Annotated in this window: 7 protein-coding genes and 2 pseudogenes; 1 reads left to right on the top strand and 8 read right to left on the bottom strand. The window is 63.7% G+C overall.

Annotated features, from left to right (window positions below; translation table 11 throughout):
- Positions 1 to 472 precede the first annotated feature (472 nt).
- The 6 genes and pseudogenes from Q427_RS11780 to Q427_RS11755 all read right to left on the bottom strand — a co-directional run bounded on the left by Q427_RS11780 (position 473) and on the right by Q427_RS11755 (position 5,919).
- A complete protein-coding gene (locus Q427_RS11780) occupies positions 473 to 955 on the bottom strand; it encodes a peroxiredoxin (RefSeq protein WP_043514058.1) in 483 nt (160 codons plus the stop codon).
- Between the two features lie 18 nt (positions 956 to 973).
- Entirely contained in the window at positions 974 to 1,393 is a 420-nt protein-coding gene (locus Q427_RS11775) for a GFA family protein (protein WP_043514056.1), read from the bottom strand.
- A gap of 31 nt (positions 1,394 to 1,424) precedes the next feature.
- On the bottom strand, positions 1,425 to 2,570 hold the full coding sequence (locus tag Q427_RS11770) for a histone deacetylase family protein (protein ID WP_231613656.1): 1,146 nt from the start codon (positions 2,568 to 2,570) through the stop codon (positions 1,425 to 1,427).
- 234 nt (positions 2,571 to 2,804) lie between these two features.
- Entirely contained in the window at positions 2,805 to 3,281 is a 477-nt protein-coding gene (locus Q427_RS11765; RefSeq protein ID WP_043514054.1) for a peroxiredoxin, read from the bottom strand.
- 218 nt (positions 3,282 to 3,499) lie between these two features.
- A pseudogene (locus tag Q427_RS36230) lies at positions 3,500 to 4,850 on the bottom strand (NarK family nitrate/nitrite MFS transporter).
- A gap of 340 nt (positions 4,851 to 5,190) precedes the next feature.
- Positions 5,191 to 5,919: a murein L,D-transpeptidase catalytic domain family protein gene (locus tag Q427_RS11755; protein WP_043514053.1), complete on the bottom strand. Its 729-nt coding sequence runs from the start codon at positions 5,917 to 5,919 to the stop codon at positions 5,191 to 5,193.
- 213 nt (positions 5,920 to 6,132) lie between these two features.
- On the opposite strand from Q427_RS11755, the gene Q427_RS11750 reads away from it, so the two are divergent.
- Positions 6,133 to 7,734: a L,D-transpeptidase family protein gene (locus tag Q427_RS11750; RefSeq protein ID WP_051496311.1), complete on the top strand. Its 1,602-nt coding sequence runs from the start codon at positions 6,133 to 6,135 to the stop codon at positions 7,732 to 7,734.
- 27 nt (positions 7,735 to 7,761) lie between these two features.
- Here Q427_RS11750 and Q427_RS11745 read toward each other — a convergent pair.
- Together Q427_RS11745 and Q427_RS11740 are read right to left on the bottom strand one after the other, a co-directional pair.
- Positions 7,762 to 9,574 (bottom strand): annotated as a pseudogene (locus Q427_RS11745) (ABC transporter ATP-binding protein).
- 173 nt (positions 9,575 to 9,747) lie between these two features.
- Entirely contained in the window at positions 9,748 to 11,490 is a 1,743-nt protein-coding gene (locus Q427_RS11740) for a peptidoglycan DD-metalloendopeptidase family protein (RefSeq protein ID WP_043514051.1), read from the bottom strand.
- Positions 11,491 to 11,576 lie beyond the last annotated feature (86 nt).

Genomic DNA, 11,576 nt, shown 5'->3' with positions numbered 1-11,576 from the left:
TCGGGTTGGATCAGCGCGCGGGAGGAGGCCGGGAACGCCTGCAGCCAGCCGTCCAGGAGGGCGACGGCGCCGATAGCCAAGCAGGTGATCGCCACCAGGTAGGTGAAGGTGCTATGCGTTAGAGACTTCGTTGGCATGGCGTTACGGGTTGCCTTCGGTTGACTGGGCGGCGTTGGTCAGCAGGTTGAGTATCCCCTGGTTGATCTGGGACGGCAGGCCATCGACCCGTGGCAGGTCGGCGGCCAGTTGGCCGATGGAGGCCAGCTTTTCGGACTGCAGTAGCTGGCTGTTGGCCTGCTCCAGCTAGCGCAGCATTTGGTCGGTCCGGCGCTCGTCGTGCTCCTGGATGCTTGCCTCTTTGGCCGCCGTGTAGTGCCAGCGCGGATTCCACGGATGCGCGATGGTGCACAGTAAGGTTCATCGGCCGAATTGGGTTGAGCTTTAGCTCTGTCGAGGCTCGGTGACAATGAAACTACAAGTGGGCCAACACTGCGTCGACGCTACTCTTGTCGACCACGCCACGTTCGGTATCGACACCGATGTACGTCACTTTTCCATCGTCGGCAATCAGTGCGTAGCGCAGGCTGCGCAATCCCATGCCGGCAGCGCGCCGATCGTTCTCCAGGCCTATCGCTCGGGTGAAGTCGGCGTTGCCATCTGCCAGCATCAGTATGGCTTGGGCATTCTGGTCCTTCTGCCAGGCGGCCATGACGAAGGCATCGTTGACCGAGAGGCAGGCCAGGGTATCGACGCCACTTGCCAGCACTTCGTCGGCTTTCACCACGAAGCCCGGCATGTGCGTGTTGGAGCAGCCCGGTGTGAAGGCACCGGGTACGGCGAAAAGAACGACACGCTTGCCGCCGAAAAGCTCGCCGGTAGCGATATCTTCGGGACCATCGGGGCCGTTCGTCTTGAGGATGACGTTCGGGAGGGTGTCGCCTACGGATAGTGGCATGCAATGATTCCTCTACGCTTAACTTCCCTGATAGGCATCGAACACTTCCTGTCCGGTCATATCATGGGTCTCGTTGGCGAAGGTGTAGTAGTCGGGCTTCTGGTCGATGAATATCTGGGTATCGAAGCTCCAGGCCTCGCCGCCATCGACCAGGCCCACCGGGATCGCATAGTGGTCGCCGGTCTTCAGGCGGTAGAAGAGATGGGTGCCACAGCGCTGGCAGAACCCGCGTTCGGCCCACTCTGAAGAGGAGTAGACCGTGATGTTCTCCTCGCCTTCCATCTCGACTTCGCTGACCGACTCCAGGGCCAGCATGGGGCCGCCGCTCCAGGTACGACACATGCTGCAGTGGCAGGCACCAAGGTTCTGCTTGCGGGCGACGACGCCGAGTTGTACGGCACCGCAAAGGCATCCTCCACGTGCGGTCATCCCTTTCATCGTTGCTTCCTCCCGGTTGCTGTCGATATCGTCATGACATCAACATTGTAGCGGGTAAGCTGTTGCCCGCTTCAACCCTATTCCTGTGCTGAGAAGGCGGTCGATGAAAGGCGGCTGCCGCTTCGACTTCCGCCAGGCCGGTGAGGCCGGGTTCGGGGGCCTCGGCGCCCGCGAGCACCGCCAGCACGGTTCTGACTCCCCGGGACAGGGAGAGCAGGTGATACCCCCCTTCCAGCACGAAGACCAGCCTGCTGTCACAGTGTTTCTGGGCCAGGTCCTGCAGCATGCGCGTCATTGACGCGAAGCCCTCGTAGGAGACATTGAGCGCCAGGTCGAAAGGATGCGGATCGAAGCCGACCGACACCAGGATCAGGTCCGGCTGGAAGGCGTCGGCGGCGGGCACCAGAATATCCTCGAAGGCCTTGAGATAGGCCCGATCACCGGCCCCGGCCGGCATGGGTACATTGATGGTGGTGCCCTCACCCAGCCCCACGCCGACGTCTTCGAGCTTGCCGGTACCGGGGTAGAAAGGTGAGGCCCGGTGGATGTCGAAGAGCATCACATCGGGGTCTGCCCAGAAGATGTCCTGGGTGCCATTGGCATGATGGGCATCCCAGTCGACGATCAGCACGCGCTCGCAGCCGAGCTCGGCTCTGGCATGGGCCGCCGCGACTGCCACGTTATTGAACAGGCAGAAACCCCGGGCGCGGACGGGTTCGGCGTGGTGGCCGGGCGGCCGGACCAGGGCAAAGGCGCTCTGGGTTCGCCCCTGCATGACGGCCTCCACCGCGGCGATGGTAGTGCCGGCGGCGACCTCCGCCGCCTCGACGCTCCCCGGAGAAACGGCGGTGGTGTCCACATCGAGCCAGGCATTGTGGCCGCGCAGCTCGAAGACATGGTCCAGATAGGAGCTGGTGTGAACTCGCCCCAGCTGTTCGCGGGTGGCGGGTCCGCCGCTTTCAAATGACAGGCCGGGGACAGGCTCGAGTTCGAGCAGCTGTCGAATGGCGGTCAGCCGTCCTGCATGTTCCGGATAGACCCAGGGAACCTTAAGTACCGACAGTAGTTCGCGTATACGCCGATCCATGCGTCCCGGCAGGAAGGGAGCGTCGGAATCCGGATGATGTGCCAGGACTCGCTCATCGTAGAAGGCGGTTACCTTGTTTGCATCAGCCAATGGCAATACTCCTTGGAACAGCGCTGGGGAAGGGGCGGTAAAGCGCTTTATCCTAGGGGCAAGGATAGTCGAGGGAGTGGTGGCATGTCGCTGTCTCGCGCTCGGACCGGCGACAGAAGGAAACGGCTCAATTGGGAAGAGCCACCAGGGCAGGTGGCTCTTTGTCACTGTGTTGCCCTTATACGGAGTGTCCGCAGGGGGCAATTCAGCTCTGCAATGTATGGTGCGCTGACGTCAGAGCTGGGCCAGCACCGTTTCGGCACTGCTCTTCTCGACGCCCTTGGCGTCGATGCCGATGTACTCGACTACGCCGTCATTGGCGATCAAGGCGAAGCGCTTGCTGCGCATGCCCATGCCGCCACCGCTGGCATCCAGCTCGGTGCCGATGGCCTTGGTGAAATCGGCGTTACCGTCGGCGAGCATGGTGAAGGCCTGGGCATTCTGATCCTGCTGCCAGGCCCCCATCACGAAGGCATCGTTGACCGCCATGCAGGCGATGGTGTCGATTCCCTTGGCAAGGATCTCGTCGGCCTTGACCACGAAGCCGGGCATATGAGTGTTGGAGCATCCGGGCGTGAAGGCACCCGGCACGGTGAACAGCACCACCCGCTTGCCGGCAAACAGCTCACCGGTGGAAATGTCCTGGGGGCCGTCCGGGCCATTGGTCTTGATCGAGATATCGGGAATCTTGTCACCTGTTGCGAGCGTCATTCGAGATCCTTAATAGTGATGGAAACGTTCCAGGCTACGCCGATGTTCGTGCTTGTCCAGCGAAGATCCGGCTGTTCAACATGGCGCAGTCAAGGAGTGCCAGCTGCCGTGCAGAAGCTGAGAACCCGCTGGGGCCCAGACGAAAACCGCCGCTCCAGGGAGCGGCGGTCGGACGGAGCGGGTCCCCGGGGGTGTGGCGCCGGAAGCTCAGCGTAAGGTCAGCGCAGTGACAGGGCGCCGGCCCCGGTATCCTCGCCCACGGCATCCTGGTACGCGGCCGCCTCTTCGGCTTCGGTCTCCGGGGAGAAGCGCACCAGAAGGGCGCAGGAGGCCAGCACCAGCACGGTCAGGCCGAGGTAGAACAGTCCCTGCTGGTAGGTGATGGCTTCCGAGCGAAAGAGGAAGGCGGCTGCCACGGCGCCCACGTTGCCGCCGGCGCCGACGATGCCGGCCACGGCCCCCAGGGCCTTCTTGTTGATGAAGGGCACCACGCCGTAGGTCGCACCCTCGGCCATCTGCACGAAGAGGCTGAACACCAGCATGATGCCGATAGCGTAGGAGAGCACGTGCATCTGCGAGAAGGCGACCAGGGCGATGCCTTCGCACACCAGCGCGATGAACAGCCAGCGGACTCGGCCCTTCAGCCCCCCCTGCTTGGCGAAGAGGTCTGAGAAGATGCCGCCCATGGTGCGGGCGAAGATATTCATCAGCCGAACAGACCGGCAATCATCCGGCGGTGGCCAGGGTCAGGTCGAAGTGGTCGAAGAAGTAGATGGCGGCGATGTTGTTGATGGTCAGCTCCACGCCGAAGCAGATGGCATAGACCACGAACAGGGCCCAGACGCGAATGTCCTTGGCGGCCGCCAGGAAGGTCTGGCCGGCACCGCTGTCGCCGTTGGCCTGGGGAAGCTCCCCCCGGGTGCGCAGGTCCTCGAAGTTGCCGTTGGGTGCATCCTGGGTAAAGCGGTAGTAGCAGATGCCGGTGATGAACAGCATGATGCCGGGCACCACCATGGCCAGGCGCCAGCCCAGCGTTTCACTGACACCCAGCATCAGCAGGCCCGAGAAGATCAGCGGCATCACGATCTGGGTGGTGCCGCCTCCCAGGTTGCCCCAACCGGCGCTGGTGGCGTTGGCGGTGCCAACCACGTTGGGCGCGAACATCATGGTGGTGTGGTACTGGGTGATGACGAAGGAGGCGCCGATGGCACCGATCGCAAGGCGTGCCAGCAGGAAGGTCTCGAAACTGTTGGCGAAGCCGATACCCATGACAGGGATCGAGCCCAGGATCAGCAGGCCGGAGTAGGCCTTGCGTGGCCCGATACGGTCGCAGAGCACGCCGATCAGCAGGCGCACGATCACGGTGATTAGTACCGAGGCGATGATGGTGTTGCCGATCTGGGTCTGGGTGAGGGAGAGGTCTTCACGGACCACCGCCATTAGCGGGGCGATACCGAACCAGCCGAAGAAACAGATATGGAAAGCGAACCACGAGAAGTGGAAGGCGCGCATCTGCGGGGTACTGAAGTTCAACAGGCGAATCCTGTTGGCCTTGTTGAGGATTTCCATGGGTCAGGCCTCACGCTTGATGGGTAGCGATTACGGAGAACGAGTCCTTCATCGTTGAAGGTCAGGTTCGACGCACTCGTACTCCGGAGAGCCTGGTCCACGCCTACCACTCTTTGATCTGCATCAAGCAATCAGCTTGCCGCTTTTTTATTTTGTATTATATTTCAAATATTTAAGTTGAAGTTACGGCCATTCGGCAGCGCCGGTTGGGGTTGTCGGAGAGATACGATGGTGCAGTGCGCAAGGCGCATGCGCCGTGATGGTGCTGTTGGCACTCGAGGCACTCGATGGCACTCGATGGCGGTCGTGAGGTGCAGCCACCGAGTGCCCGGGTCATGGGTCAGTTCATGGCCAGCTGCTGGCCGTCACGCTGGCAGGCCAGGAAGGCGGAGTTTTCCAGCCAGTTCGAGTCGGGGTAGTAGGCGAAGAGGTACTGGTCTTCCTTGATGCTGTCGATCAACGGGTAGGTGACTTCCTGGCGTACGGCGGGGCAGCCTTGGCTGCGCCCCAGCCGGCCGGTCTTCTCGATGAAGGCCTCGCTGACGTAGTCGGCGCCGTGGATGACGATGGCTCGCTGGTAGGCGAGGTCATTGATGCCTTCCTCGAGGCCTTCCAGGCGCAGCGAATACCCGTTGCGGCCGTAGTAGCTGTTCATGGTGCGAAACAGGCCCAGGCTCGACTGGTGGCTGCCGTAGACATTGGAAAAGACCTCGGCCATGGCATCTCCCGTACCCTGGCCGTGAGAGACCAGTTCTTCGAACAACAGTCGCGACTCGGCGAGGTCAAAGACCCATAGGCGCGGCTCCGTCGAGGGGCGGGAGAAATCGATCACCGCCAGGCGCTCGGCATCCGGTTCGGCGCAGGCCAGGGCATTGGCGGCGAGGCGAAGCACCTGTGGATCGGCGTCTGGCGCCAGACGGGTCAGGGTGGCATCGAGGGAGGTGCCATGCTGCGGGCTGGAGACCAGGGCCTGGGTGAGAAAATCACCGGCCTGAGCGACGGGTGCGGCGAAAAGCAGGGTGGCAAGCGCGGTGCAGGAGAGTCGTGATAGCGTGGCGTGTCGAGTCATGGCAAACCTGTATGCAACTCATCAGGTCGTGTCGCGCAGTGCCATTGGCGACATGACCCGGGCAGAGGGTGCGGAGCCAGCATCCGTGGGCTCCGGATAAAGGCACTATTATGAAGACATGGGCCAGGAAGGCCAGGACGTCTATCAACGGATCAGGGGTTCATCATGCGGGTATTTGTCACGATCGGGTTTGTATTAGCGCTTGTGTCGGGAATGGCGGGGGGCAGCCAGGACGAGGCGCCGGCGTCCGGCAGGGAGGGGGGAGATGATGTCTCGCAAGTCATCACCCGCCTGGTCGAAGACAAGGGGGATGCCTTGCGGGCCTTCTACGACGCTCGCAGCCATCGCCCGGCCTGGCAGGACGGCGAGACGGTGGCGGCATTTGCCGCGGCGCTGCATACGCTGGATACCGATGGGCTTAATCCGCAGGATTACCAGGCCGATGGCCTGTCGGCGGCTTACCGCCAGGCCTATGCCGAGGGGGATGGCGATGGGGGTAACGATGGGGGTAGCGAGAGGCAGGCACGATTCGACCTGCATGCCAGCCAGGTGTTGCTGACGGCACTCACGCATCTGCAGCGGGGCAAGGTGGATCCACGCAGTATTGATCCCGACTGGGAAATCCCCATCGCGGCTGTCGAGCTGGACCCGGCGGCTATCTCCCGGGCGGTGGATGCCCAGCGCTTCGAGCAGGCCTTTGCCGAGGCGCGCCCCGCCTACGCACCCTATGAACGACTCCGCGCCGGCCTGGCCCGGTATCGGATCCTTGAGCGATCGGGCGGGTGGGAGAGCCTGCCCTCACGGCAGCGGGCGCTGCGGCCGGGCGATAGCGATGACGATGTCTTGCTGCTGCGGGAGCGCCTGGCCATGATGGGGGAAGTCGAACTCATGGCCGCCGCCATGGAGGTCTTTCCGGGGGCCGTACTCGATGGGCCGGATCTGCGACGCTATGACGAGCGGCTCGAAGCGGCCGTCCGGCGCTTTCAACGGCGCCATCTGCTGGAGGTTGACGGTATCGTCGGTCCCCAGACCCTGGCCGCCCTGAACGTGCCGGTGGAGGATCGCATCGATCAGATTCGCCTCAACATGGAGCGTGCCCGCTGGCTGCTGCATGGCTTGCCGGAATCCTTCGTGCTGGTGGATATCGCCGGCTATCGGCTCAGCTACATTCGCCCCAATGGTGAAATCTGGCGCTCGCGGATCGTGGTGGGGCGCCCTTACCGACGCACACCGTCGCTGCGCTCCGAGATCACCCACCTGACCGTCAACCCGACCTGGACGATTCCCCCGACCATCCTGCGCGAGGACGTGCTGCCCGCGGTGCGTCGTGACCTGGGCTACCTGTGGCGGGAACGGATCCAGGTGCTCAGCCCTTCGGGCGAGCTGCTGGATCCCTGGGAGATCGACTGGTCGCGGCCGGGCAATGTGGTGCTGCGCCAGAGTCCCGGGCCGCATAATGCGCTGGGGGAGCTGGTGGTCCGCTTTCCCAATGACCATATGGTCTACCTGCACGATACGCCGTCACAGGGACTCTTCGCCCGGGAGCAGCGGGCCGTCAGTTCCGGCTGCATCCGGGTGGAGAATATCGACGAGTTCGCCCAGTTGCTGCTCGATGACACCCGCAGTGGCTACGATGTGCGCGCGCAGATCGAGCGTGGCGGGACGCGTAACGTCTCGCTCGCCGAACGCATGCCGGTCATCCTGCACTACTGGACCGTACATCCGGCCGAAGATGGCCAGCTGGCCTTTCGTCCGGACATCTACGAACGCGACGATGCCCTGCTGCGCGCCCTGGATCGGCCGCTGTCGCTGTAGCGACGTGAGGGGCAGCAGAGGCGCGTTTCAGCGATACCCCTTGGCCTGCAGGCGGAAGAGGCGGGCATAGCGGCCGTTGGCGGCCATCAGGCTCTCGTGGTTACCCTGCTCGATGATCTCGCCACCGTCGATGACCAGGATGTGGTCCGCGGCGCGCACGGTGGAGAAGCGGTGGGAGATGAGGATGGTCATCTTGTCCCGGCTGTGCTCGCGGAAGTCGTCGTAGACGGCGGCCTCGGCGGCGGCATCCATGGCGGCGGTGGGTTCGTCCAGCACCAGGATGTCGGCGCTCTCGCGCATATAGGCCCGGGACAGGGCGATCTTCTGCCACTGGCCCCGGAGAGCTCCTGGCCGCCCTTGAACCAGCGTCCGAGCTGGGTGTGGTATCCCCCGGGCATCTCATTGATGAACGCCTCGGCAAGGCCGCGGCGGGCTGCCTGCTGCCAGCGTGCCTCGTCCTCGAAGGAGGCCACGTCACCAGCTCCCAGGTTCTCGCCCACCTTCATCTGGTAGCGAACGAAGTCCTGGAAGATCACGCCGATGCGCCGGCGCAGGGTCTGGACGTCCCAGTCGCGCAGGTCGCTGCCGTCAAGCAGGATTCGTCCTTCGCTGGGTTCGTAGAGTCGGGTCAACAGCTTGATCAGGGTCGTCTTGCCGGAACCGTTGGCGCCGACCAGGGCCAGGCTGCCGCCGGGCCCGACGTGTAGCGAGATACGCTTCAAGGCCGGTTTGTCGGCGCCGGGGTAGGTGAAGCTGACGCCCTCGAAGCGGATGCCGTCGCCGGGGTTCGCGCCCTCGGTGAGGTGGCCGCGCTCGGCGGCCACTGGCTGCTCCAGGTACTCGTAGAGGTTTGACAGGTAGAGGTTGTCCTCGTACATGCCGCTGATCGAGGTGAGGCTCGCGGAAAGCGCCGCCTGACCCTGCTTGAAGACCATCAGGTACATGGTCATTTCACCCAGGGTGAGCTGGCCGGTGACGGTTTCTACCACCACCCAGGCGTAGGCACCGTAGAAGGCTGCCGTGCCCAGCAGCCCGAGCAGGAAGCCCCAGGTCTCCCGGCGTATCGTCAGCCGCCGGTCCTCGCCGTATAGCGTGTCGAAAATGGTGCGATAGCGCGAGAGCAGCAGCGGTTCGAGGCCGAAGAGCTTGACCTCCTTGATGCTGTCTTCCCGTGCCAGCACCGTCTCCAGGTACATCTGCATGCGGGTCTGGGGCGATCGCCAGCGGAACAGCCGGAAGGCGTCGCCGGAAAACTTGGCCTCCGAGGCGAAGACCGGCAGTGCGCCGACCACCAGGATCAGGATCGCCCAGGGCGAGAACTGCACCAGTAGCACGCCGAAACTCGCCAGGGAGATGGCGTTCTGCATCAAGGAAAAGGTCTTGTTGACCAGTCCGAGTGGACGAATCGATGCCTCACGCCGGGCGCGGGTCAGCTTGTCGTAGAACTCGGAATCCTCGAACTGGGCAAGCGACAGGGTGCCCGCCTTCTCGAGGATCATCACGTTGACCTTCTGGCCGAGCAGGGCGCGCAGCAGCGACTGCTGGCCCGAGAGCCCGCGCTGGGCCATGGCGATGGCGGCGATGACACCGGCTTCCGCCAGTACGTAGCGCAGCACCGGCCAAGCGCTTTCGAAGGTCAGGGCCTCGCCGGTCTCGCGATGATAGGCCATGGCGTCGACCACCGAGTCGACGATGAGCTGCCCGATCCAGGCGGCAACAGCGGGCAGGATCCCGGCCACCAGGGTGCAGACGGCCAGACCCACCGTGAGCGGGCGTGAAGTCTGCCACACCAGGGCCAGGGCACGACGCTGTAGCGGAATACGCCGAAGAAGGCACCCAGCGATTGCCTGCGGGGGGTGGGGTCGGGATGGGATTACGCGAATAGGACGAGGACAAGCAGCGTCTCCGGAAGGGGCCCTGGCCCAGCGTCCATTCTGGTCAGTCAGGGTTATCCTGAACGAACCGACGCCCCGCCGATTGGCGGGGCGTCGAGTAGGGCGAAGGCATGTCGCCTCAGTCGGCGTCGCTATCCGATGCCTGTGCCACCACGGTACCGGTCTCACCGGAGCGCAAGACGGCCAGCAGCGGTTCGGCTTCCTGCTGGAAGGCCATCAGCCGTTCTCCGTCGAGGCTCTGGCTTTCCGGCAGCTCCACCTTCATGGCATCGACGGCGTTGTTGTTGACGATGACTTCGTAATGCAGGTGAGGGCCGGTGCTGCGACCGGTATTGCCCGACAGCGCGATACGCTCGCCCATCGACACCCGGTCGCCGCGGCTGACCAGCGGGCGCGACAGGTGTAGGTAGCGGGTACGGTAGCCGTTGTCATGGCGAACCACCAGGTAGCGCCCTGCCACCGGATGGTTGCCGACCTTCTCGACGCGACCGTCGGCCGGCGCCTGGATCGGCGTGCCCACCGGCATGGCCCAGTCGGTGCCCCGGTGGGGGCTGACCCGCCCGGTGACCGGGTGAGTGCGGCGCGGGTTGAAGCCGGAACTCATGCGATAGCTGCCCTCGAAGGGGTAGCGGCTGAAGGCGGGATCGAGGCTCTGGCCGTCGGGCGTATAGTAATTGTTGTCGGCACTGTTGCGTACCAGGGTGAGGTCCATGCGCGCGCCCTCATACTGGATCGCCAGTATGCGGGAGTCGAAGCTGGCACCGTCGATGATGTCGGACTCCATCAACACCTGGAACTCGTCACCGCGGCGGGTGTCGCGCCGGAAGTCGAGCTTCTTTTCCAGCAGACGTGAAATCTGGGCGACTTCGGTGCTGGAGAGGCCGGTGGCCTGGGCGGAGCGGGCAAAGCTGCCGCTGACGCTACCGGCGAACAGGCGCTGCGTGGCTTCCCCGGCACGCTCGATGGTGGCGACATCGAAGCCGTCGTCCTCGCGCTCCAGCAGGAAGCCTTCGCGTGCATTGCGCATGACGCGCATGGCCTGCAGCCGGTCCTGCTCGTCGAGCTGGTACTCGAAGGTGTTGCCGACTCGCCAATGGGTCAGGATCCGCTGGTCCGGCAGGCTTTCCAGCAGGCGGATTGCCTCGCTATAGCCGAGGCCCAGCTCATTCTGGGCCAGCACGGCGAAGGTATCGCCCTGCTGCACGGTATAGGTCCGCCACTCGGGCACGAAGGGCTCGTCGGCGGCTATCTCGTGCTCGAAGACGATGGGGCCATCCTCGAAGAACGCAAGCTCCGCGTCGTCGTAGTCCTCGTAGGAGGTGGCGTCGGCGGCCAGCGCTTCGTCATCGGTATAGGTATCGTCCAGCATGCCGCTGGCCAGGGTGCCGATGACCATGGCCATGTGCAGTGCGCCGGAGTCCAGGGCGGTAACCAGTTCGACGCTCGGGGCTTCCTGCTCGGTGGCGGCGACCGTCTCGTCCATCTCGATCATCGATGGCGAGGCAAGAAGTTCGGGAGCGCCCTGGGCTTGGGCGATGCCGGCCACTGCGGCACCGTTGAGATCGATGATCTCGGTGGGTTTCAACTGGGAAAGGGGGATATAGCCGCGGGTGGCGTCGATGGCCTGGGTGGCGACCTCGATGGCATCGGCTACCGAGTAGCGGTCGCTGCTGAGCGAGGGTAGGCCGGGTTGGGTTTCGGGCGCGAGGGGATAGAGTACGGTTTCGGGTATCTGACCCTGGCGCTGGGTGTTCTCGACGAGAGTGACAATCTTGTGTGCGCCCAGCACTGTGACCATGGTGGCAACGGGTAACAGTAATAACTTATGCGTGCGGGGCAGCGAATGAAGGATTCGCAACATGGTGTTTGGCCATATAAATAAGTGACATGAATATAAAAAGGCATGGGAACCTTAACCCATGATATATGGCATTCCTAGACTGTAGA

It is taken from the genome of Halomonas sp. BC04 (assembly GCF_000568385.1).
Note: the sequence above shows the minus strand (reverse complement) of the source record. Positions and strands in the feature narration are given on the sequence as shown.